We start from the raw sequence: 23,010 nt of genomic DNA on the forward strand, positions 1-23,010 counted from the left end.
GAAGTTTTAAATCATACAAAATGAAAGGAGAATGAGGAATATGAACAGTGAACAAGTGTTACAAGTAACAAAAACAGATTTATTAGGATCATTAGGTGGAGCGGTAGTATTAACATCATTTATTTTATTCCTTGCAAATGTATTAGTATGAGACATATAAATACAATCATTCAAAAAAAATAAAGACTCTAGCATATTAGTAAGTAGTTAATATGTTGGGGTCTTTTTTGTTTTCCTCTTATATATATCTTCAAGTATTAATATTCCCTCCGTCATGTAAAGAGAAAAAAGTCGAATTTTATATGTAAGAAAAAAAGAGGAATTTGACAGAAAAGATAGAAAATTTTAAAGGTCAGAATTTGTTAGCTTGCTAACTAATTTCTATTAATTGATGTTGGAAGCGTTTTTGGTTGGTTTTAAGTATGGACCATTTAATCTATTTACAGGGGGATGAGAATTTTATGAAACAAAAATCTATGGATACGCTAGCTGCACAAATGGAGGACTTTTTTCCGGTACGTGATGTAGATCATTTGGAATTTTACGTAGGAAATGCAAAGCAATCAAGTTATTACCTTGCGAGAGCATTCGGTTTCAAAATTGTGGCTTACTCTGGATTAGAAACTGGTAACCGTGAAAAGGTATCTTATGTTCTTGTGCAAAAAAATATGCGTTTTGTTGTGTCTGGAGCTTTAAGTAGCGATAATCGTATCGCAGAATTTGTAAAGACACATGGTGATGGTGTAAAAGATGTTGCTTTACTTGTTGACGATGTTGACAAAGCATACTCGGAAGCTGTGAAACGTGGTGCCGTCGCGATTGCTCCACCTGTGGAATTAACAGACGAGAACGGTACATTGAAAAAAGCAGTTATTGGTACGTATGGTGATACAATTCACACGCTTGTAGAGCGTAAAAATTATAAAGGAACATTTATGCCAGGATTCCAACAGGTGGAGTTTAATATTCCGTTTGAAGAGTCAGGTTTAATTGCTGTAGACCACGTAGTTGGTAATGTTGAGAAAATGGAAGAATGGGTTAGCTATTATGAGAATGTTATGGGCTTTAAACAAATGATTCATTTTGATGATGACGATATTAGTACAGAGTATTCAGCATTAATGTCGAAAGTTATGACAAATGGAAGTCGTATTAAGTTCCCTATTAACGAGCCAGCAGATGGAAAGAGAAAATCGCAAATTCAAGAATATCTAGAATTCTATAATGGAGCAGGTGTACAACATCTTGCTTTATTAACAAGCGATATCGTTAAAACAGTGGAAGCGCTTCGTGAAAATGGCGTGGAGTTTTTAGATACACCTGATACTTATTATGATGAGTTAAGTGCGCGAGTTGGGAAAATTGATGAAGAAATTGATAGGTTAAAAGAATTAAAGATTTTAGTAGATCGCGATGAGGAAGGATACTTACTACAAATCTTTACGAAACCAATTGTAGATCGTCCAACTTTATTTATTGAAATTATTCAACGTAAAGGTTCTCGCGGATTTGGAGAAGGGAACTTTAAAGCATTATTTGAATCAATTGAAAGAGAACAGGAACGTCGCGGAAACTTATAAGATTTGTATCCACCAGCAAAAGTCTCTTTGCTGGTGGAAATTTCATTTTTATAGGGAGGAATCATGATGAAATTTGTTACATTTCGTCTTCCTTCGAAAGAAATGCGAGCTGGATGGCTTGAAGGTGACAAAGTAATTGATATGAATCTTGCTAGTGATGGAAAATTACCTTCTTCTATGTTCGCCTTTTTAGAGAAAGCGGATGAGTATGTAGAAGTATTGCGTAATATAGAGAATCCAGAAAAGGGTATATATTCCTTAGAGGAAGTGCAATTAGCGGCGGCAATTCCTAATCCGAGTAGTATTCGGGATTTTTACGCGTTTGAACAGCATGTAAAAACGGCCCGCGGCCGGAGAGGGCTAGAGGTTGTACCTGAATGGTACGATATCCCGGTTTTTTATTTTACGAACCATCGTGCTGTAATTGGTCCGGATGATTTTGTAATTGGTCCGAAGAAATCTAAAAAGCTTGATTATGAGTTAGAGATCGCTTGCGTAATTGGGAAAGAAGGAAGAAATATTTCTCGTGAGCAAGCAGAGGAATACATTTTTGGTTATTGTATTATGAACGACTGGAGTGCAAGGGACTTACAAGCAACAGAAATGAAGGTAGGACTTGGTCCAGCAAAAGGAAAAGATTTTGCAACTTCATTAGGAGCGCACCTTGTTACGAAAGAGGAATTGGATGTTTATCGTAACGGTGACCGTTATGAGTTAGAGATGACTGCTCATGTAAATGGAAAGCTATTATCAAAGGGGAACTTCCAAGATATTTACTATACATTTGCTGAAATGATTGAACGTGCTTCGGAAGACGTTACGTTATATCCAGGCGATGTGATTGGTTCTGGGACAGTAGGAACAGGTTGTGTTTTAGAATTGGGTACGGAAGAGTGGCTGCAAGATGGGGATGTTGTAGAACTTACGATTACTGGTTTAGGTACGTTACGTAATACGGTCAAAAAAGAAATGGAAGCAGGTGATGGGCATGTTTTATCGTCACATGGGGGAGCTACCTCATAAACGACATGTACAATTCCGTAAAAAAGATGGGTCGCTTTATCGCGAACAGGTAATGGGAACAAAAGGTTTTTCTGGTACGCAATCTATTTTGTACCATCATTATATGCCAACGGAAGTAGGTCATGCGGCATTATCTCATTCTTGTCAGTTGCAGTATGAAGAAGATGTAGCTCTTGCTCATCGTCATTTTCGCACAAAAGAAAATAAAAAAACTGGCGATGCAGTAAGCGGAAGAAATTTTATGCTTGGGAATGAGGATTTATTAATTGGAATAGTGGCTCCAACAGAAAAAATGGACTATTTCTACCGTAATGGTGATGGTGATGAAATGTTATTTGTTCATTACGGAACAGGGAAAATTGAAACGATGTTTGGAACGATTCACTATCGAAAAGGTGATTATGTAACAATCCCAATTGGAACGATTTATCGTGTTATTCCAGATGAAGGAGAGACTAAATTTCTTGTTGTAGAGGCAAATAGTCAAATCACAACGCCGCGTCGCTATCGGAATGAATATGGACAATTGTTAGAGCATAGTCCGTTTTGTGAGAGAGATATTCGTGGTCCTGAAAAATTAGAGACGTATGATGAAAAAGGTGAGTTTGTCGTAATGACAAAGTCGCGAGGGTATATGCATAAACATGTTTTAGGGCACCATCCGTTAGATGTTGTTGGTTGGGATGGCTATTTATATCCGTGGGTCTTTAATGTAGAGGACTTTGAACCAATCACAGGTCGTATTCATCAGCCACCTCCAGTACATCAAACGTTCGAAGGTCACAATTTCGTTATTTGTTCTTTCGTACCACGTTTATACGACTATCATCCAGAATCTATTCCGGCACCATATTATCATAGTAACGTGAATAGTGATGAAGTACTGTACTATGTAGAAGGAAACTTTATGAGCCGGAAAGGTGTGGAAGAAGGTTCTATTACACTTCATCCGAGCGGAATTCCTCATGGGCCGCATCCTGGTAAAACAGAGGGAAGTATAGGGAAGAAAGAAACACTTGAACTAGCTGTTATGATAGACACGTTCCGTCCGCTTCGTATTGTAAAGCAAGCACATGAAACAGAAGATGAAAAATATATGTATAGCTGGATTGAAGAAGGTTCACATACTATGAAATAGGTAAAAAGAGGCATGCTCAATAAGTGAGCATGCCTCTTTTGTGGAATCGACATGTATAATAATACCAAAAAAAAATACGGAAGGATATATAGAAACAACGATAAGGATATTGTATGTTCCGAAAGATTTCTACTTATTTCGACAAAAGTATTGACTGGGGAAAGTACAATGAGTAAAATAAAAAAGCGAATTAAAAATTTTCAGAAAATTTAAAACTTGGAGGAGCATGCTATGAAGCAAATTTTTCAAAAGAAGCCTATTGCAAAGCTAATGCAAGAGAGTAAGCAAAAGACGTTAGCAAGAACATTGGGTGCATTGGATTTAACTATGCTTGGAATCGGGGCAATTGTTGGAACAGGTATTTTTGTTCTAACGGGCGTGGTAGCAGCAAAACATTCTGGACCAGCTATTATATTATCATTTGCGATAGCCGCGTTAGCCTGTGCCTTTGCTGCATTTTGTTATGCTGAATTCGCTTCTTCAGTTCCTGTCTCAGGCAGTGTGTATACGTACACATATGCGACGATGGGAGAGGTATTCGCATTTTTAATTGGATGGGACTTAATGCTTGAGTATTTACTCGCTACATCTGCTGTAGCAAACGGTTGGTCCGCTTATTTTCAATCTTTATTAAAGGGATTTGGGATCCATATTCCTACCATTCTCTCCTCGGCCCCTGGTACAGGAAAGGGTGGAATAATTGATTTGCCTGCGGTTCTAATTATTTTAGTGATGACAGTTCTTTTATCTAGAGGTGTTCGTGAAAGTGCACGAATAAATAACATTATGGTGTTTATTAAATTAGCGGTTGTTCTCATCTTTATCTTTGCTGGTTTTAATTATGTAAAACCTGAAAATTGGACACCTTTTATGCCGTTTGGCTTAGATGGTGTAATGGCTGGAGCTGCGACAGTGTTCTTCGCATTCATAGGATTCGATGCAGTTTCAACGGCAGCAGAAGAAGTGAAACGTCCACAACGTGATTTACCAATTGGCATTATTGCATCTTTATTAATTTGTACGGTTCTTTATATTGTTGTTTCACTTATTTTGACAGGAATTGTTCCATACGGACAGTTAAATATATCAGATCCAGTTGCTTTTGCACTTCAATTTATTGGACAAGATAGTTTAGCGGGAGTAATTTCAGTAGGAGCAATTACAGGAATCACAACAGTAATGTTAGTTATGATGTATGGGCAAGTACGTGTTTCGTATGCAATGAGTAGAGATGGATTATTGCCGAAGCGCCTTGCTAAAGTCCATCCAAAATTTAAAACACCATTTTTAAATACATGGACAACAGGAATTATTGCAGCACTTATTTCAGGATTAATAGATTTAAATGTGTTAGCGCATCTTGTAAATATGGGGACTTTATCAGCCTTTGCACTTGTAGCTGTTGCTGTTATTGTAATGAGAAGAACTCATCCTGATTTACCAAGAGCATTTAAGGCACCGCTTGTACCATTTTTACCAGCATTAACGGTGATTTTTTGTTTATATTTAATGCTTCAGTTATCCGGAACTGCTTGGATTAGTTTTGGGGTATGGATGGTTATCGGTATTGCGGTTTACTTCTTATATAGCCGAAAACATAGTGCTTTAAATAATAGTAAAGACGAAGAAGATGCAGCAAATTTATAAGTTGAAAAATCCATTCTAATTCTGTTAGGATGGATTTTTTATTCTGAAAATTTACATTTTTCTGATTGTGTATATAATATAATTGTTGGGGAACTGAGGGGGGAATGTATGAAAAATACGTGGCGTGAGTTAAGGGAGATGGACCGAAACATATGGATTCGGTTTATTGGCGAAACGTTAAATGGAATTGCAATGATGATGTTGATGCCTTTTTTTGCACTATATTTAAAAGATAAGGTGGATTCGTTATTGGAAGTAGGGGTTATTATGGCACTTTCTCCGATTGCAGCAAGTTTCGGTTCTCTTCTTGGTGGGAGGATTGCTGATATATATGGAAGAAAGCCAATAATGATCTTTTCAATGGTGAGTAATGCTTTGTTCATGCTAGGTTTTTTATTTATAGAAGGATTTATTCCTTATGCTATTTTATCTATTTTTTTAGGACTCAGTAATTCATTATTCCATCCCGCTGCATCAGCGATGGTTGCGGATGTAACAGCACCTGAAAAAAGAACCGAGGCATACGGTTTATTGCGGATGGGGTACAATATAGGTGCTGCAATTGGCCCGATAATGGGTGCTTCAGTAGTTATGTTGTCGAAGAACCTTGTGTTTATTATTGCCTCGTCTACGATGTTATTTTATGCATTACTTGTATTCATTCTTATTCAAGAGACAATGCCAAAGGGCACGAATAAAGAAGAGAATAAAGAAAAGGAATCAGGGGCGGTTTGGAAAATTGTAATGAGAGATAAGGCACTAATGATTTATTTGTTAGCAGGTATCATTATTTCGATGGGATTTTCTCAAACAGAAGGTATGTTGCCGCTGCACTTTGATAATGAAATGAAAGGCATTTTTGGAACTAACAATCCATATCCATATTTAATGGCTTTAAATGGACTATTAGTTGTGTTGTTCCAATTTCAAATTTCAAAATGGGCCACAGATAAACCTGTCGGAAAGACGATGTTATATGGTGCATGTTTGTTCGGGATTGGTTTGTTCTTTATAGGATGGTTACCGAAGTGGTTTGGAGAATTTGATGCAAATGCTACGATTATTTTAATAACGTTGCTGTTCGTTTATACCATATATACGTTAGGTGAGATGATTATGTCGCCTGTACAGATGACGTTTGTAGCGAATTTGGCTCCTGAGCACTTGAGAGGGACTTATATGGGAGCTGCAAGTTTGCAGTGGATTACAGGAGGCGCATTCGGTCCACTTCTTGGTGGTTTTTTATTGGATCGATTACTTGGCCACTTTCTATTTACAATTTTAGCTGTAGGATGTGTAGTTGCAGGTATTGTATATGTTTCTTTAGATCGTCTCGTTGAGCAAAGGCAAAAAGGCAAACTGACCAAACAATCTTCTTAATGAGTAGATGACATACACAAAAAGGGGATTTCTACATATTTTAGGTACATAACTAGATTGGATTACAATTTTATCCCACTATTTGTGGGCAGTAAGACTTCCACCTCAAAATTCGGCGGGAGATAACTGCCCGATTGGTGCGGGCTGATAATTAGTGGGGATGGCCCCTCGTTAATGAAAGTTTCACTGTATTTTAGAATTTAATTTTGTATATTTATGAAGAAAGTTAAGTAGAAAAAGTATAGAAAACCAATAAGTGGTGTCATTTAATTATTTGTGGAAGTTACATTTTATTTCAAATAGGAACTACCTATTTTTATAAAAAGTGCTAAAATAGAAAAATGAAAACAATTGGTTAGGGTGATTTCAGTGACAAAAATTAAATTAGGTTTATTATATGGTGGAAAATCAGCTGAGCATCAAGTTTCGCTACAAACGGCTCTTGCTGCTATTAAAGCATTAAATCAAGATAAATTCGAGATTCATCCAATTTATATTACAGAACAAGGTCAATGGGTGCGCGGTGAGCGTATTGAAGGTGAAGTAACAGATGTTGAAGTTCTAAAAATGAGCGGCGCAGAAAATGCGATTTCTCCGCTATCATTAAGTACAGAAATCATTCCATCTGCAGCTTCTGAAGAAAATGCTATTGATGTTATTTTCCCATTATTACATGGACCAAATGGTGAAGATGGAACGGTTCAAGGATTATTAGAATTAATGAACATTCCTTATGTAGGAAATGGTGTTCTAGCATCAGCTGCTGGTATGGATAAAGTTGTTATGAAAAACATCTTCGCAGAAGCTGGATTGAAACAAGCGAAGTATGCATCGTTTATTCGTAGTGCATGGGAAAAAGATTGTGAAACAGCATATGAAAAAGTAGAAGAAGTTTTAGGATATCCTTGCTTCGTAAAACCAGCAAACCTTGGTTCAAGTGTTGGTATTAATAAGTGTAAAAATCGTGAAGAGCTTGAGAATGCATTTGAAGAGGCATTCCAATTTGACCGCAAAATTATTGTAGAAGAAAATATCGTTGGACGTGAAGTAGAAGTTGGTGTATTAGGTAATGATGAACCGAAATGTTCAGTTGTAGGTGAAATCGTACCGAAAAAGGACTTCTATGATTATAAGTCGAAATATATCGATGGCGATACAGCATTAATTATTCCGGCTGAAATGACAGAAGAAGAGTCTAATGTCATTAAGCGAGATGCAATTATTGCATTCCAATCGTTAGATAGTGCTGGCTTAACAAGAGCTGATTTCTTCTTAACGAAAGATGGAGAAGTATATATTAACGAAGTGAATACGATGCCAGGGTTTACGCCGTTTAGTATGTTCCCTCTACTATGGCAACATACTGGATTACCGTATCCGGAATTAATTGAAGAGCTAATTCGTTTAGCGATTGAGCGTCACGAAGAAAAACAAAAAATTAAATATACAATCTAACAAAAAAGGAGGAAGCACTATTCGCAGGAATAGTGCTTCCTCTATGTAAGGAGTGTTCTCATGATAAATCGAACGTTAAAACAAGTAGAACAGATGGTAAATGGTACGGGATTAGCAGAGCAATATGAGGGAATTACTATACAAGGAGTGTCTATTGATACGAGAAAAATCGAAAAAGGAAACCTATATGTTCCGATTCAAGGTGAACGTTTCGATGGACATGCTTTTGTAGATAAAGCCGTTGAAAATGGAGCTGTGGCGACATTATGGATGAAAGATGTAGCAAATCCACCTAAGAATCTTCCCGTTATTTTTGTAGAAGACACGCTATCGGCATTACAAATGTTAGCGAAAAACTATCGCGATCAATTGGATGTGAAAGTTATTGGTGTGACAGGGAGTAATGGTAAAACATCTACAAAAGATATTGTAACAAGTCTTCTTGCAACTAAATTCAAAGTTCAAAAAACAGAAGGAAACTTTAATAACCATATCGGGTTACCTCTTACTATTTTAAACTTAGAAGAAAATACAGAAGTAGCTGTATTAGAAATGGGTATGTCAAGCCAAGGGGAAATTGAATTCTTATCTAAGTTAGCTCGTCCAAATGCAGCTATCATTACGAACATTGGTGAGGCACATTTAATGGACTTAGGCTCTCGTGAGGCAATTGCTGAAGCGAAATTAGAAATTGTGACAGGATTACAAGAAGGTGGAGTGTTCGTATATAACGGAGATGAGCCATTATTAACAAATCGTGTTCCTGAAATGAATTTAATAGCTGAAACAGTTACTTTTGGCGATGCTAGAGCAAATGATTACTATCCAACGACTGTAACATTACAGGCAACTGGGACACATTTTAAAATGAATAGAGAAGAAAATATTTCATTTTACTTACCAGTATTAGGAAAACACAATGTGTACAATACGCTTGCTTCAATGGCAATTGCGAAATATTTTGGTGTAACGTGGGAAGAGATGAAAGAAGGTTTAGTAACACTTCAAATGACAGGCATGCGTATGGAAATTGTAAAAACAAATAGTGGATTAACAATTATCAATGATGCTTATAATGCAAGTCCGACAGCTATGGAAGCAGCATTCCACTTAATGAACGGTTTAGATGGATTTGCTAAGAAGATCGTTGTACTCGGTGATATGTTAGAGCTTGGAAATCAAGAAGTACAGTTTCATTATGAAGTCGGTAAATTAATCGATCCAGCAAAAATTGCATATGTGTTCACATATGGTAAATTAGGGGCTCAAATTGCTGAAGGAGCAAAAATTAATTTCCCTATTGAGCGTGTAAAAGCGTATGATAATAAAGAAGAGCTAGTAAAAGAGTTACAAGCAGTAGTTGATGTTAAAGATGTTGTATTAATAAAAGCATCTCGCGGCATGAAATTGGAAGAAGTAATTACGATGTTGAAATAATTGGTGTATATAAATAGGGATGATAGATGCGAAAATAGAAGAAACTTATAATAAGCGCTTACAGTAAATATAAAAAAATAAAAGTGAAGAAAAAAACTCTGAATATGAAAATAAGGTAACAGTTGGGTTTGCTTTTTGCACATACAAAACTTATAATTGATAAAGTGTAATAACGTTTAGAAGTATTTTCGCGAAGAATATACGCCCGTTTATATACGTGAGCATTCAGGAAAAGGGCTTTTCCGCAAATTCGGAAAACGCCTTTTTTTAAATGATAAGTATAGGATAGAAAAGGAGAAGTAACATTGACAACATTTCGAGAATTAGGATTAAGTGAGTCTTTACTACAATCTGTTGAAAGTATGGGCTTTGAAGAGGCTACGCCGATTCAAGCTGAAACAATTCCACATGCATTGCAAGGTAAGGATATTATTGGGCAAGCGCAAACAGGTACAGGGAAAACAGCAGCATTCGGATTACCACTATTAGATAAAGTGGATACAAATAAAGAAGCAGTTCAAGGTATTGTTATCGCGCCAACGCGTGAATTAGCAATTCAAGTTGGAGAAGAGCTGTACAAAATTGGTAAACATAAACGCGTTCGTATTTTACCAATCTATGGTGGTCAAGATATTAACCGCCAAATTCGTGCTCTAAAAAAACACCCACACATTATTGTTGGTACGCCGGGTCGTATTTTAGATCATATTAACCGTAAAACACTTCGCTTACAAAACGTAGAGACAGTTGTTCTTGACGAAGCGGATGAAATGTTAAACATGGGCTTCATTGAAGATATTGAAGCGATTTTAACAGATGTGCCAGATACACATCAAACATTATTATTCTCAGCGACAATGCCAGATCCAATCCGTCGTATTGCTGAGCGTTTCATGACTGAGCCTCAACACATTAAAGTAAAAGCAAAAGAAGTAACAATGCCAAACATTCAGCAGTTCTATTTAGAAGTGCAAGAAAAGAAAAAGTTTGACGTGTTAACACGCTTATTAGATATTCAATCTCCAGAGCTTGCAATCGTATTCGGTCGTACAAAGCGTCGTGTTGATGAATTATCAGAAGCATTAAACTTACGTGGTTATGCAGCAGAAGGTATTCACGGTGACTTAACACAAGCGAAGCGTATGTCTGTATTACGTAAATTTAAAGAAGGTGCTATTGAAGTTCTTGTTGCAACAGACGTTGCTGCACGTGGTCTTGATATTTCAGGCGTAACACATGTATATAACTTCGATATCCCACAAGATCCAGAATCATACGTTCACCGTATCGGTCGTACTGGCCGTGCAGGTAAAAAAGGTATTGCAATGTTATTTGTAACACCACGTGAATCAGGACAATTAAAAAATATCGAGCGCACTACAAAACGTAAAGTTGATCGTATGGAAGCACCGACACTTGACGAGGCATTAGAAGGTCAACAACGTTTAATCGCTGAAAAACTTCAAAGCACAATTGAAAATGATAATTTATCATACTACAAGCGTATTGCAGAAGAAATGTTAGAAGAGAATGATTCTGTAACAGTAGTAGCTGCTGCTTTAAAAATGATGACAAAAGAGCCAGATACAACTCCAATCGCTTTAACATCAGAACCACCAGTTGTTTCAAGAGGTGGCGGTTCTAAAAAACGTGGCGGTAACGGAGGCGGATACCGTGATGGTAACCGTAATCGTAGTCGTGACGGACGCGGCGGTGGCGATGGTCGTAACCGTGATCGCAATCGTGATGGTGGTAGCCGTGGTGGCGATGGCCGTAACCGTGATCGCAATCGTGATGGTGGTAGCCGTGGTCGTAAAGGTGAAGGTCAAGGTCGCCCTGGATCTTCAAATGGACGTGGCGAAAGAAAACATCATAGCCGTCCACAAGCTTAATAAAAAAGAGAATGCCCTTTGCTGGCATTCTCTTTTTTTATTTCTGTAATTGTACATACTACATAATAACTTGTGTAGAAAAGAGGTGCTACATGCTTGTAAGACTTGGGTATGTTGCGATGAGTGTACATTTAAAGAATGCATCTCCATCTCAAACGATGACATATGCGCAGTTTCAACGAATTGATGATCGGGAGGCTGCAATTCGTAAACTCGAAAGAATTGCTAATTCGAATTTAGAAAATTGTTTACGGTTATTAAAGCATAATAAAGGGCATGATATATCTTTCTTTCGGCTTAGTTCCAAACTTGTTCCTTTGGCGAATCATGAGGAGTTGTTAGAGTGGAACTATATTCGCCCCTTAAAAGAAAATTTAAAAGTGCTAGGTGATTACGCTATTCGAATGAATATGCGTATTGATTTTCATCCAGATCATTTTGTTGTGCTGAATTCACCTGAGAAGAATATTTTTAAACAATCTGTAAAGACATTGCAGATGCATAAAAAATTATTAAAAGGTATGGGAATTGCACATAAGCAACGATGCGTATTACATGTGGGTGGAGGTTATAACGATAAGGAACTCGCATTAGAACGATTTATAGAAAATTGGTCAAGTGTTCCAAGAAGTATCCAAGAGATGATCATATTAGAAAATGATGATACGACTTTTTCTTTAGAAGAAACATTGTATTTAGGTGAAAAATTAGATATTCCAGTCGTGTTTGATTTGCATCACCATATGATGAATAATGATCGAGAAGATTGGCATGAAGATTGGGCGCGTGTTGTACATACGTGGGAATCGTCTTTGTTACCGGTGAAAATGCACATTTCTAGTCCTAGAGAGGGAAAAGACCCGAGGGCACATGCGGACTTTATTAATGTAGATACTTTTTTATCTTTTTTAAAAAAGATAAAGGGAAGTGTTTCACAAATTGATTGTATGATTGAAGCGAAGAAGAAGGATGAGTCTTTATTTCAATTAATGAGAGATTTAAGTAAACAAACAGATGTAGAAATTGTCGATGGTGCGAGCTTTTATATTAAATAAGCTCTGCACCATCGAATTTTTTTGTTAATAAAGGGGTGCAAATACTGCCAATGATCAATCCTGTTAAATGGCTTATAGGGTTAGCAGAGGGATTGAAGAAAGTGAATAGTAGTAATATACATATCATGATTGAAAAAATAGCGATGTCTCTTGGATTGGAAGAACGATATCGACTATACAATAGAAATAATTGTGCACCTAGCAATCCGAAAATACCACCAGATGCCCCGGCATGAATATATTCAAGAGGCATAATGAGATAAGAAGAAATATTTCCAAGAATACCAGAAAGGAAAAAAATAATAATGAAAGAAAAGTGTCCTAGTTGTTTTTCAATAGAAGAGCCAAGCACAAATAAACAAATACTATTAGAAAGGAAATGTTGTAAGTCTACATGTACAAGTAAGGAAGTTATGAGACGCCACCATTCTCCTTTAGCGATATATTCATTGTAGGATGCCATAGGAAAGAGAAGGAAGTCGCTTGACATAATCATGACTAATTGTATGAGAAGTAAAGCGATGACGATTGGTTGTAAGGAAATGCGGGCAGAAGGTATTAGCATGTTGTGAGTATCACTCCTTTTGCATCAGAAAGATTCTCTGTTATTCTTACAATATGAAAAAAGAAAGCTAAATAGAAGAAGGGGATTTTGAAATGATTGTAGGAATTGGAATCGATATTATTGAATTGAATCGAATTGAAAAAATGCTAGATGGAAAACTTAAATTTATGGAGCGTATTTTAACTGAAAGTGAACGTAATGTTGCTAAGGAGCTGAAGGGAAGTCGCCTTACAGAGTTTGTAGCTGGAAGATTTGCAGCGAAAGAGGCGTATTCAAAAGCGGTAGGAACTGGTATTGGAAAAGAAGTAAGTTTTTTAGATATTGAAGTAAGGAATGATGATAGAGGTAAGCCGATTCTCGTTACAAGTACAGAGCATATTGTTCATTTATCAATTAGTCATAGTAAGGAATTTGCTGTTGCTCAAGTTGTTTTAGAAAGCTCGTCACGCTAGTCTGCATATTTTATATCTTTGTCTCATATATTTGATGTAGCGATAAGGAAGGTACATCTTCCATTCATTTATAGGGGCAAAGGGGCTGAAGTGATGAAAAGGCGTCTGTTTTTAGTTCTTGTCGGTTTATTAACCGTTTTTGTGTTGGCGGGTTGTATGGAAAAGAAACAAGATGATGTTGTGAGAGATTTAGAGGCGAAAGTAAAAGGGATGAAAAGTTATCAAGCTGAAGCGAAATTATCTATTAAAACAGGAAATGAGCCTCAGGAGTACAAGGTAGAAATATGGCATAAGGAACCTTCTTTTTATCGTGTGAATTTGCAGAATGCGAAAAAAGATCAAAGCCAAATTATTTTAAGAAATGAAGAAGGGGTATTTGTATTAACGCCAGCACTTAATAAGAGTTTCCGTTTCCAAAGTGATTGGCCGCAAAATAGTAGCCAGGCTTACTTGTATGAATCCCTTGTGAGAGATATTTTACAGGATAAGAAAAACCTTACTTTTGAAAAAACAGATAAGTATTATATTTTTAAAACAAAAACAAACTATCAACATCAAAACATGTTGCCGAAACAAGAGATTACATTGAAGAAAAGTGATTTAACACCAGTTTCGGTGAAGTTAATGGATAATGATCAAAATGTTCTTGTGAAAGTAGATTTCTCAAAAGTGAAATTTGATGCGAAATTTGATAAAGGTGCATTTGATACGAAACAAAATATGTCTAGAGCGCAAGTAGATGTTCAAACAACAGCGAAAGAAGACAAACCATTTGCTATTTTGTATCCGCGTGATACGCCGCAAGGTATGGTTTTGAAAGATGAAAAAGAGTTGAAGACAGACAGTGGCAAGCGTGCGATACTCACATACACTGGAAGTAAGAAATCCTTTACTTTGATACAAGAAAAGGCAAAAGTTGCAGAGGCTTCGTCAGCGATAAGTGTGAGCGGAGAATTGGTTGATCTTGGCTTTACAATTGGGGCATTGACGAAAGATTCTTTAACGTGGTCGCATAACGGAGTAGAATATATGCTCGTGTCTAAAGGTTTAGAGCCGAAGGAGCTATTAATGGTTGCTCGTTCAGTTACAGAGAAGCAAGTGAAGTAAACTTCTTAGACGTGGTGATATATGTGCACCACGTCTTTTCTTAGTTTGAAGGGTGGATTTCATAAAAGAAGCATATAAAAGAATAAGCTTCGCATATCGTGTATAAGGAAGTGTATTTATGGAAGAAGCACCATTTTACCGTGACACTTGGGTGGAAGTGGATTTAGATGCGATCTATAACAATATTACACACATTAAAGATTTCATTCCAAGTGATGTAGAGATTTTTGCTGTAGTCAAAGCGAATGCATATGGACACGATTATGTACCGGTAGCTAAAACGGCATTAGAAGCAGGGGCGACAAGGTTAGCGGTTGCCTTTTTAGATGAAGCTCTAGTGCTTCGAAGGGCTGGTATTACTGTACCGATTTTAGTGTTAGGTCCTTCCCCGCCTCGTGATGTCAATGTAGCTGCTGAAAATGATGTAGCGTTAACTGTTTTTCAAAAAGAATGGGTAGATGAAGCGATCAAACTTTGGGATGGTTCATCTACAATGAAATACCACATTAATTTCGATAGTGGTATGGGGAGAATTGGAATACGCGAACGAAAAGAATTAAAAGGGTTTTTAAAGAGTTTAGAAGGTGCGCCGTTTTTAGAATTAGAAGGAGTTTATACACATTTTGCAACAGCGGATGAGGTGGAGACTTCTTACTTTGATAAGCAATATAACACATTTTTGCAGCAGTTAAGTTGGTTGAAAGAGTTCGGAGTGGATCCTAAGTTTGTCCATACAGCTAATAGTGCTGCAACGCTACGTTTTCAAGGGATTACATTTAATGCAGTACGAATTGGCATTGCGATGTATGGGTTATCCCCGTCTGTAGAAATACGCCCTTTTTTACCGTTTAAATTAGAACCGGCGCTATCGCTGCATACGAAAGTTGCTCATATTAAACAGGTGATTAAAGGGGATGGGATTAGTTATAACGTCACTTACCGAACGAAAACGGAAGAATGGATTGCAACTGTTGCGATTGGATATGCAGATGGATGGCTTAGAAGATTACAAGGGTTCGAAGTGCTTATAAATGGTAAAAGGGTACCGATTGTAGGTCGAGTAACAATGGATCAATTCATGATACACCTTCCTTGTGAAGTGCCGCTTGGTACGAAAGTTACACTCATTGGAAAACAAGGTGATGAGTATATTAGTGCTACTGAGGTTGCTGAATATTCCGGGACTATTAATTATGAAATTATTGCAACGATAAGCTTCCGTGTGCCGAGAATATTTATACGGCACGGCAAGGTTGTAGAAGTAATCAATTATTTGAACAATATATAGAATGTAGTATGATTTGCTTCTTGTCATTTGAGAGGACTGTTCATTGGTTAAGAATAAGCTCATTTTGATGAGAAGCTTTTTACTTATCATTACTTTTAACATAATTTAACGTGAATTTTGCAGGGGAACTCTTTCGTTTCTTGTTTGTAATAAGATAAAAATAAAAGAATATGAATGTTTTGTTTGTGAATTGGAAAACATAAGCAAGGAATAAGGAAGTCTTTGCAACAGGCTCCATACAATGGTATTATTACAATAGGTGTCATATATATATTTGGGTGTGTAGTTGACGGTGGAGGTGTATTTTTGTGTCCGAATCAAGTGTAACTACTGAAATCGTGGTTCGGTTGCCAAAGCAAATGGTAACGGAATTGGACGGAATTGGAAAACAAGAGAATAAGAATCGCCATGAACTAATTTGCCAGGCAACACAACTGTTATTGCGTCAACATAAGACGAAGAAACGCTACCAACATGAATCAATGCGACGTGGGTACATTGAAATGGGAAAAATTAATCTTGGTATTGCATCGGAAGCTTTCTTAGCAGAGTATGAAGCAGCTCATACAGTAGAACGCTTAGTTAGCGGGGGGTAATATTTTGATTGTAAAACGCGGCGACGTGTATTTTGCAGACCTTTCCCCAGTTGTTGGTTCTGAGCAAGGAGGCGTTCGTCCGGTTCTTGTCATTCAAAATGACATCGGAAATCGTTTTAGTCCAACGGTGATTGTAGCGGCTATTACTGCACAGATTCAAAAAGCTAAATTACCCACTCATGTGGAAATTGATGCGAAAAAGTACGGTTTTGAGAGAGATTCTGTTATTTTACTTGAGCAGATTCGAACAATCGATAAGCAGCGCTTAACGGACAAAATCACTCACTTAGATGAAGTGATGATGATTCGTGTAGATGAAGCGCTACAAATTAGTTTAGGACTAATAGATTTTTAAATCGGCAGTTTAAGTTGCTCTCTTTACAGGGCAACTTTTTTTTATTATAGAGGAGGTTACGGTTGTATATGGAGATGGTAGATAATCGACAAGCGTTAATGAAAATGTTAGTGAAGGAATTAGGCTTTACCGAAAAGCAAGTTCGTCATGTTATTCAATTAACAGAAGAAGGTAACACAGTTCCATTTATTGCTCGTTACCGAAAAGAATGGACAGGCTCTTTAGATGAAGTGCAAATTCGTACAATTTTAGAGAGATGGCAATATATGATGCAGCTTGAAGATAGGAAAGAAGAGGTTCTTCGTCTTATTGATGAGAAGGGGAAACTGACAGGAGAGTTACGTCAGCAAATTGTTAAAGCTGTAAAGTTGCAAGAAATAGAAGATTTATATCGTCCATATAAAGAGAAAAGAAGAACGAAAGCAACGATTGCAAAAGAAAAAGGACTAGAGCCGTTAGCTGAATGGTTATTGTTATATAAGAAAGAAGATCCAAATCAGAAGGCAGTGGAGTTTATTAACGCAGAGAAAGAAGTGCAATCTGCAGAAGAAGCATTACAAGGTGCCCAAGACATTATTGCAGAAATCGTTTCAGATGAAGCAGCTTATCGTAGTTGGATTCGTAATGTTACTTTTAGAAAAGGTGTTATGTCTTCGTCCGTAAAAGATGAAGAGAAAGATGAAAAGAATATATATGAAATGTATTACAGTTATGAAGAACCGTTGCAGAAAGTAGTACCGCATCGTGTATTAGCGATGAATCGCGGTGAGAAAGAAGATATATTGAGAGTTTCTGTTGTTCCACCAGTAGATGAGATAGTAACTTTCTTATATAAGAGAGTAATTCGTGATAACGATTCTAAAAGTGCACATTATGTAAAGTTAGCAATTGAGGATGGTTATAAACGATTAATTCAATCCTCCATTGAAAGAGAGATTCGAAAAGAATTAACAGAAACAGCTGAGGAACAAGCGATACATATTTTCTCTGAGAACTTACGTAATTTGTTATTACAACCTCCAATGAAAGGAAAGGTTGTGTTAGCTTTAGATCCTGCATATAGAACGGGTTGTAAATTAGCTGTTGTAGATGATACGGGGAAGGTTCTATATATTGATGTTATTTATCCGCATCCACCTGTTCGTAAATATGAAGATGCAAAAACGAAAGTTCTTTCCATTATAGATAAATATCAAGTTGAAATGATTGCGATTGGGAATGGTACAGCTTCTAGAGAGTCGGAAGAATTTATAGTTGATGTATTGCAAAATGTGAAACAAGAAGTCTTCTATATTATTGTGAACGAAGCTGGTGCGAGCGTGTATTCGGCCTCCGATTTAGCTCGTGAGGAATTTCCGAATTTACAGGTTGAAGAAAGAAGTGCTGTTTCTATTGGGAGACGTCTGCAAGATCCACTTGCTGAACTTGTGAAGATTGATCCTAAATCAGTTGGGGTTGGACAATACCAACATGATGTATCTCAAAAGAGATTGAATGAATCATTAACATTTGTAGTAGAGACGGCAGTTAACCAAGTCGGTGTGAATGTAAATACAGCTTCAGTTGCGTTATTGCAATATGTTTCGGGTTTATCGAAAACTGTTGCGAAAAATATTGTGGCAAAGCGTGAAGAAGAAGGGAAATTTACAAAACGAACAGACTTAAAGAAAATACCGCGTTTAGGTGCGAAGACATATGAACAATGCATAGGTTTCTTACGTATATTAGAAGGGGCAAATCCGTTAGATCGAACGGGTATTCATCCAGAACAATATAAAAATGTTGAATTGTTATTGAAGAGTCTAGGGTTATCAAAAGATGACGTAGGACAATTGCAATTACAAAAGAGCTTAGAAGAAGTGGAGATTTCTAAGTTATCGCAAGAAACGGGAGTTGGGGAGCCGACATTAGTTGATATTATAGATGCGCTCATTAGTCCAGAGCGAGACATGAGGGATGAGTTGCCTAAACCGCTTCTGAAAAAAGGGATTTTGAAATTAGAAGATTTAAAACGTGGTATGGAACTGGAAGGAACAGTTCGTAACGTTGTTGATTTTGGTGCTTTTGTTGATGTAGGTGTAAAACAAGATGGTTTAGTACATATTTCTAAACTAAGCAAACAGTATGTGAAGCATCCGTTAGATATTGTATCTGTCGGACAAATCGTCAAGGTATGGGTAGATGATATTGATACGAAAAAAGGTCGCGTTGCACTATCCATGTTGCCGATTGAATAGTAAGAGAAGAGAGCAGATGAAACTGCTCTTTTTTTATGGGATAAAACGTGTAATGGATTATGAGCTTTGATGTATTTTGCTATAATAAAACCAGCATTCATTTAGTAATTTAATTTGATACCGGTTTTTTTCAAAATATGCGCGTTGCATTTGTTTTTTTAGCCACGTAGGCATAGGAATCCCTCCTTGTTTAATCCTACTCTCAAAAATCTAAGGTACTATTGATGAGAGGTTGGTGAGTGGATTTCTATTCATGCTATATTTTTAGAAACCACGCTTCTTGAATGAGGATGGGTATATGTACTATTTAATATATGTATAAGGGAGGAGAAAAGTGTAAAAATATTTTTTAGTTTAGGAGGAATGAGAGTGGATGAGCAAGAAATACAGCGTCTGGTGGAAGAAGTATCACTACAATACTTCGGAATGCCATTTTTACATAGAGCTATGTTCAACAGTAGGTTGCGAACAACTGGTGGACGTTATCTATTGAATACACACAATATTGAACTGAATTATCGATATTACGAAATGTATGGGAAAGAAGAGTTAGTCGGAATCATTAAACATGAGCTTTGTCATTATCACTTACATATTACAGGAAGGGGCTATAAGCACCGGGATAGAGATTTTCGTGAATTGTTAAAAGAAGTTGATGCGCCACGCTTCTGTAAACGAATAATTAATGAAGAGAAGGAAAAAAAGGTTTATACGTATGAATGTATGGGCTGTTCGCTTCAATATGTAAGAAGACGTCAAATAAATACAAAAAGATATGTCTGCGGAAAGTGTAAAGGGAAACTGAACCTGATAAAGAAAATATCTTGACAGTGAAAACGCAATCCAGTATATTATAAACATGTCACGTTTGTACAAGATGTTGTGAAAAAACATCTTGACTTACGATAAGAAATTTTATAAGATACAAATTGTCTTTATTATTCCGCAGTAGCTCAGTGGTAGAGCTATCGGCTGTTAACCGATCGGTCGTAGGTTCGAGTCCTACCTGCGGAGCCATACAGAGAAGTACCCAAGTGGCTCAAGGGGCTCCCCTGCTAAGGGAGTAGATCGCTAACGCGGTGCGAGGGTTCGAATCCCTTCTTCTCTGCCATACATACTGGCCCGTTGGTCAAGTGGTTAAGACACCGCCCTTTCACGGCGGTAACACGGGTTCGAATCCCGTACGGGTCACCACTTCGGAGGATTAGCTCAGCTGGGAGAGCACCTGCCTTACAAGCAGGGGGTCGGCGGTTCGATCCCGTCATCCTCCACCATATAAATTATATAAATAGTATCATCGCGGGGTGGAGCAGCACGGTAGCTCGTCGGGCTCATAACCCGAAGGTCGCAGGTTCAAATCCTGTCCCCGCAACCAAATGGTCCCGTGGTGTAGTGGTTAACATGCCTGCCTGTCACGCAGGAGATCGCCGGTTCGACCCCGGTCGGGACCGCCATTTTAACTTCTGCTATTTGGCAGTTGTTTTTTGTTGGACATTATGTTACAATAACGTTTGTCTTTGAAAAGAAGATAAATATTTCGATGGGCTATAGCCAAGCGGTAAGGCAACGGACTTTGACTCCGTCATGCGCTGGTTCGAATCCAGCTAGCCCAGCCATTTACGAGCCATTAGCTCAGTTGGTAGAGCATCTGACTTTTAATCAGAGGGTCGAAGGTTCGAATCCTTCATGGCTCACTTTTGTTTTTTCCGCGCGGTCGTGGCGGAACGGCAGACGCGCTAGGTTGAGGGCCTAGTGGGGGAAACCCCGTGGAGGTTCAAGTCCTCTCGGCCGCATCAAAAAATCTTTTTTAAAAAGTACTTGCATTTGAAAATGTAGTATGATAAGATAATTGAGTCGCCAAAATACAACGACGAAAAAACATCATGAATAAGCGCCCGTAGCTCAATTGGATAGAGCGTTTGACTACGGATCAAGAGGTTAGGGGTTCGACTCCTCTCGGGCGCGCCATAACGGGAAGTGGCTCAGCTTGGTAGAGCACCTGGTTTGGGACCAGGGGGTCGCAGGTTCAAATCCTGTCTTCCCGACCACGCGGGTGTAGTTTAGTGGTAAAACAAGAGCCTTCCAAGCTCTGGTCGAGAGTTCGATTCTCTTCACCCGCTTTTAGTTCTTTGAAAACTGAACGAAACAAACAACGTGAAACGTCAATTTTTATTTTTAGATGCTAGACAAACTAACTTTATTGGAGAGTTTGATCCTGGCTCAGGATGAACGCTGGCGGCGTGCCTAATACATGCAAGTCGAGCGAATGGATTGAGAGCTTGCTCTCAAGAAGTTAGCGGCGGACGGGTGAGTAACACGTGGGTAACCTGCCCATAAGACTGGGATAACTCCGGGAAACCGGGGCTAATACCGGATAATATTTTGAACTGCATGGTTCGAAATTGAAAGGCGGCTTCGGCTGTCACTTATGGATGGACCCGCGTCGCATTAGCTAGTTGGTGAGGTAACGGCTCACCAAGGCAACGATGCGTAGCCGACCTGAGAGGGTGATCGGCCACACTGGGACTGAGACACGGCCCAGACTCCTACGGGAGGCAGCAGTAGGGAATCTTCCGCAATGGACGAAAGTCTGACGGAGCAACGCCGCGTGAGTGATGAAGGCTTTCGGGTCGTAAAACTCTGTTGTTAGGGAAGAACAAGTGCTAGTTGAATAAGCTGGCACCTTGACGGTACCTAACCAGAAAGCCACGGCTAACTACGTGCCAGCAGCCGCGGTAATACGTAGGTGGCAAGCGTTATCCGGAATTATTGGGCGTAAAGCGCGCGCAGGTGGTTTCTTAAGTCTGATGTGAAAGCCCACGGCTCAACCGTGGAGGGTCATTGGAAACTGGGAGACTTGAGTGCAGAAGAGGAAAGTGGAATTCCATGTGTAGCGGTGAAATGCGTAGAGATATGGAGGAACACCAGTGGCGAAGGCGACTTTCTGGTCTGTAACTGACACTGAGGCGCGAAAGCGTGGGGAGCAAACAGGATTAGATACCCTGGTAGTCCACGCCGTAAACGATGAGTGCTAAGTGTTAGAGGGTTTCCGCCCTTTAGTGCTGAAGTTAACGCATTAAGCACTCCGCCTGGGGAGTACGGCCGCAAGGCTGAAACTCAAAGGAATTGACGGGGGCCCGCACAAGCGGTGGAGCATGTGGTTTAATTCGAAGCAACGCGAAGAACCTTACCAGGTCTTGACATCCTCTGAAAACCCTAGAGATAGGGCTTCTCCTTCGGGAGCAGAGTGACAGGTGGTGCATGGTTGTCGTCAGCTCGTGTCGTGAGATGTTGGGTTAAGTCCCGCAACGAGCGCAACCCTTGATCTTAGTTGCCATCATTAAGTTGGGCACTCTAAGGTGACTGCCGGTGACAAACCGGAGGAAGGTGGGGATGACGTCAAATCATCATGCCCCTTATGACCTGGGCTACACACGTGCTACAATGGACGGTACAAAGAGCTGCAAGACCGCGAGGTGGAGCTAATCTCATAAAACCGTTCTCAGTTCGGATTGTAGGCTGCAACTCGCCTACATGAAGCTGGAATCGCTAGTAATCGCGGATCAGCATGCCGCGGTGAATACGTTCCCGGGCCTTGTACACACCGCCCGTCACACCACGAGAGTTTGTAACACCCGAAGTCGGTGGGGTAACCTTTATGGAGCCAGCCGCCTAAGGTGGGACAGATGATTGGGGTGAAGTCGTAACAAGGTAGCCGTATCGGAAGGTGCGGCTGGATCACCTCCTTTCTATGGAGAATTGATGAACGCTGTTCATCAATATAAGTTTCCGTGTTTCGTTTT

19 protein-coding genes, 12 tRNA genes and 1 rRNA gene are annotated in these 23,010 nt (G+C 38.7%); 30 read left to right on the plus strand and 2 right to left on the minus strand.

Annotated elements, in window-relative coordinates; all coding sequences use genetic code 11:
• Window positions 1-40 precede the first annotated feature (40 nt).
• The 10 genes from NHG49_RS01290 (at window position 41) to uvsE (ending at window position 12,607) form a co-directional block, all read left to right on the plus strand.
• The gene (locus NHG49_RS01290; RefSeq protein WP_001083700.1) at window positions 41-151 is read left to right on the plus strand and encodes a DUF3948 family protein; all 111 of its coding nucleotides are present in this window, start codon (window positions 41-43) and stop codon (window positions 149-151) included.
• 310 nt (window positions 152-461) lie between these two features.
• On the plus strand, window positions 462-1,580 hold the full coding sequence (hppD, locus tag NHG49_RS01295; RefSeq protein ID WP_000810916.1) for a 4-hydroxyphenylpyruvate dioxygenase: 1,119 nt from the start codon (window positions 462-464) through the stop codon (window positions 1,578-1,580).
• Window positions 1,581-1,646: 66 nt separating this feature from the next.
• On the plus strand, window positions 1,647-2,603 hold the full coding sequence (locus tag NHG49_RS01300) for a fumarylacetoacetate hydrolase family protein (RefSeq protein ID WP_076542525.1): 957 nt from the start codon (window positions 1,647-1,649) through the stop codon (window positions 2,601-2,603).
• Window positions 2,569-3,741 carry a homogentisate 1,2-dioxygenase gene (locus NHG49_RS01305; protein WP_064475237.1) on the plus strand — a complete coding sequence of 391 codons (1,173 nt, stop codon included), beginning with the start codon at window positions 2,569-2,571 and terminating at the stop codon, window positions 3,739-3,741. The genes NHG49_RS01300 and NHG49_RS01305 overlap by 35 nt, the downstream gene beginning before the upstream one ends.
• A gap of 231 nt (window positions 3,742-3,972) precedes the next feature.
• The gene (bcaP, locus tag NHG49_RS01310; RefSeq protein ID WP_000809356.1) at window positions 3,973-5,388 is read left to right on the plus strand and encodes a branched-chain amino acid transporter BcaP; all 1,416 of its coding nucleotides are present in this window, start codon (window positions 3,973-3,975) and stop codon (window positions 5,386-5,388) included.
• A gap of 108 nt (window positions 5,389-5,496) precedes the next feature.
• Window positions 5,497-6,768, plus strand: coding sequence for an MDR family MFS transporter (locus NHG49_RS01315; RefSeq protein WP_098103610.1), 1,272 nt, complete (start codon window positions 5,497-5,499; stop codon window positions 6,766-6,768).
• Between the two features lie 369 nt (window positions 6,769-7,137).
• Window positions 7,138-8,223, plus strand: a complete 1,086-nt coding sequence (locus NHG49_RS01320) for a D-alanine--D-alanine ligase (protein ID WP_000161438.1) — start codon at window positions 7,138-7,140, stop codon at window positions 8,221-8,223.
• A 60-nt stretch (window positions 8,224-8,283) separates the two neighbouring features.
• Window positions 8,284-9,660, plus strand: coding sequence for a UDP-N-acetylmuramoyl-tripeptide--D-alanyl-D-alanine ligase (gene murF, locus NHG49_RS01325; RefSeq protein ID WP_064475235.1), 1,377 nt, complete (start codon window positions 8,284-8,286; stop codon window positions 9,658-9,660).
• 305 nt (window positions 9,661-9,965) lie between these two features.
• Window positions 9,966-11,552 carry a degradosome RNA helicase CshA gene (cshA, locus tag NHG49_RS01330; RefSeq protein ID WP_000206596.1) on the plus strand — a complete coding sequence of 529 codons (1,587 nt, stop codon included), beginning with the start codon at window positions 9,966-9,968 and terminating at the stop codon, window positions 11,550-11,552.
• A gap of 92 nt (window positions 11,553-11,644) precedes the next feature.
• Window positions 11,645-12,607, plus strand: a complete 963-nt coding sequence (uvsE, locus tag NHG49_RS01335; RefSeq protein WP_088048235.1) for a UV DNA damage repair endonuclease UvsE — start codon at window positions 11,645-11,647, stop codon at window positions 12,605-12,607.
• On the opposite strand, the gene NHG49_RS01340 is transcribed toward uvsE, so the two are convergent.
• A complete protein-coding gene (locus NHG49_RS01340; protein WP_258125458.1) occupies window positions 12,600-13,172 on the minus strand; it encodes a rhomboid family intramembrane serine protease in 573 nt (190 codons plus the stop codon). The genes uvsE and NHG49_RS01340 overlap by 8 nt on opposite strands.
• Window positions 13,173-13,264: 92 nt before the next feature.
• On the opposite strand from NHG49_RS01340, the gene acpS reads away from it, so the two are divergent.
• From acpS to NHG49_RS01370, 6 genes are all read left to right on the plus strand, one after another.
• Window positions 13,265-13,624 carry a holo-ACP synthase gene (gene acpS / locus NHG49_RS01345; RefSeq protein ID WP_000635044.1) on the plus strand — a complete coding sequence of 120 codons (360 nt, stop codon included), beginning with the start codon at window positions 13,265-13,267 and terminating at the stop codon, window positions 13,622-13,624.
• A 156-nt stretch (window positions 13,625-13,780) separates the two neighbouring features.
• Window positions 13,781-14,731, plus strand: coding sequence for a LolA family protein (locus tag NHG49_RS01350; protein WP_002096914.1), 951 nt, complete (start codon window positions 13,781-13,783; stop codon window positions 14,729-14,731).
• Between the two features lie 118 nt (window positions 14,732-14,849).
• Window positions 14,850-16,019: an alanine racemase gene (gene alr, locus NHG49_RS01355; protein ID WP_000390587.1), complete on the plus strand. Its 1,170-nt coding sequence runs from the start codon at window positions 14,850-14,852 to the stop codon at window positions 16,017-16,019.
• 308 nt (window positions 16,020-16,327) lie between these two features.
• Complete coding sequence (locus NHG49_RS01360) at window positions 16,328-16,615, plus strand: antitoxin EndoAI (protein WP_000004570.1); 288 nt, start codon at window positions 16,328-16,330, stop codon at window positions 16,613-16,615.
• A gap of 4 nt (window positions 16,616-16,619) precedes the next feature.
• Entirely contained in the window at window positions 16,620-16,970 is a 351-nt protein-coding gene (gene ndoA, locus NHG49_RS01365) for a type II toxin-antitoxin system endoribonuclease NdoA (RefSeq protein WP_000635963.1), read from the plus strand.
• A gap of 68 nt (window positions 16,971-17,038) precedes the next feature.
• A complete protein-coding gene (locus NHG49_RS01370) occupies window positions 17,039-19,207 on the plus strand; it encodes a Tex family protein (protein WP_064475232.1) in 2,169 nt (722 codons plus the stop codon).
• Window positions 19,208-19,264: 57 nt separating this feature from the next.
• On the opposite strand, the gene cmpA is transcribed toward NHG49_RS01370, so the two are convergent.
• On the minus strand, window positions 19,265-19,381 hold the full coding sequence (gene cmpA, locus NHG49_RS01375) for a cortex morphogenetic protein CmpA (protein WP_001143642.1): 117 nt from the start codon (window positions 19,379-19,381) through the stop codon (window positions 19,265-19,267).
• Between the two features lie 189 nt (window positions 19,382-19,570).
• On the opposite strand from cmpA, the gene NHG49_RS01380 reads away from it, so the two are divergent.
• The 14 genes from NHG49_RS01380 (at window position 19,571) to NHG49_RS01445 (ending at window position 22,956) form a co-directional block, all read left to right on the plus strand.
• Window positions 19,571-20,035, plus strand: coding sequence for a SprT family protein (locus NHG49_RS01380; protein ID WP_141669113.1), 465 nt, complete (start codon window positions 19,571-19,573; stop codon window positions 20,033-20,035).
• A gap of 114 nt (window positions 20,036-20,149) precedes the next feature.
• Window positions 20,150-20,224: transfer RNA gene (locus NHG49_RS01385), tRNA-Asn, on the plus strand.
• A 3-nt stretch (window positions 20,225-20,227) separates the two neighbouring features.
• Window positions 20,228-20,318, plus strand: a tRNA-Ser gene (locus NHG49_RS01390).
• 8 nt (window positions 20,319-20,326) lie between these two features.
• Window positions 20,327-20,401, plus strand: a tRNA-Glu gene (locus NHG49_RS01395).
• 4 nt (window positions 20,402-20,405) lie between these two features.
• Window positions 20,406-20,481 (plus strand) — tRNA-Val (locus tag NHG49_RS01400).
• A 24-nt stretch (window positions 20,482-20,505) separates the two neighbouring features.
• Window positions 20,506-20,582: transfer RNA gene (locus tag NHG49_RS01405), tRNA-Met, on the plus strand.
• Window positions 20,583-20,585: 3 nt separating this feature from the next.
• Window positions 20,586-20,661: transfer RNA gene (locus tag NHG49_RS01410), tRNA-Asp, on the plus strand.
• Window positions 20,662-20,748: 87 nt separating this feature from the next.
• Window positions 20,749-20,823: transfer RNA gene (locus NHG49_RS01415), tRNA-Gln, on the plus strand.
• 5 nt (window positions 20,824-20,828) lie between these two features.
• A tRNA-Lys gene (locus NHG49_RS01420) sits at window positions 20,829-20,901 on the plus strand.
• Window positions 20,902-20,917: 16 nt separating this feature from the next.
• Window positions 20,918-21,000: transfer RNA gene (locus NHG49_RS01425), tRNA-Leu, on the plus strand.
• 98 nt (window positions 21,001-21,098) lie between these two features.
• Window positions 21,099-21,175: transfer RNA gene (locus tag NHG49_RS01430), tRNA-Arg, on the plus strand.
• A gap of 3 nt (window positions 21,176-21,178) precedes the next feature.
• Window positions 21,179-21,255: transfer RNA gene (locus NHG49_RS01435), tRNA-Pro, on the plus strand.
• Between the two features lies 1 nt (window position 21,256).
• Window positions 21,257-21,327: transfer RNA gene (locus tag NHG49_RS01440), tRNA-Gly, on the plus strand.
• Between the two features lie 77 nt (window positions 21,328-21,404).
• Window positions 21,405-22,956, plus strand: a 16S ribosomal RNA gene (locus tag NHG49_RS01445).
• Window positions 22,957-23,010 lie beyond the last annotated feature (54 nt).

The organism is Bacillus sp. IBL03825, from assembly GCF_024712505.1.
Taxonomy (GTDB): domain Bacteria; phylum Bacillota; class Bacilli; order Bacillales; family Bacillaceae_G; genus Bacillus_A; species Bacillus_A wiedmannii.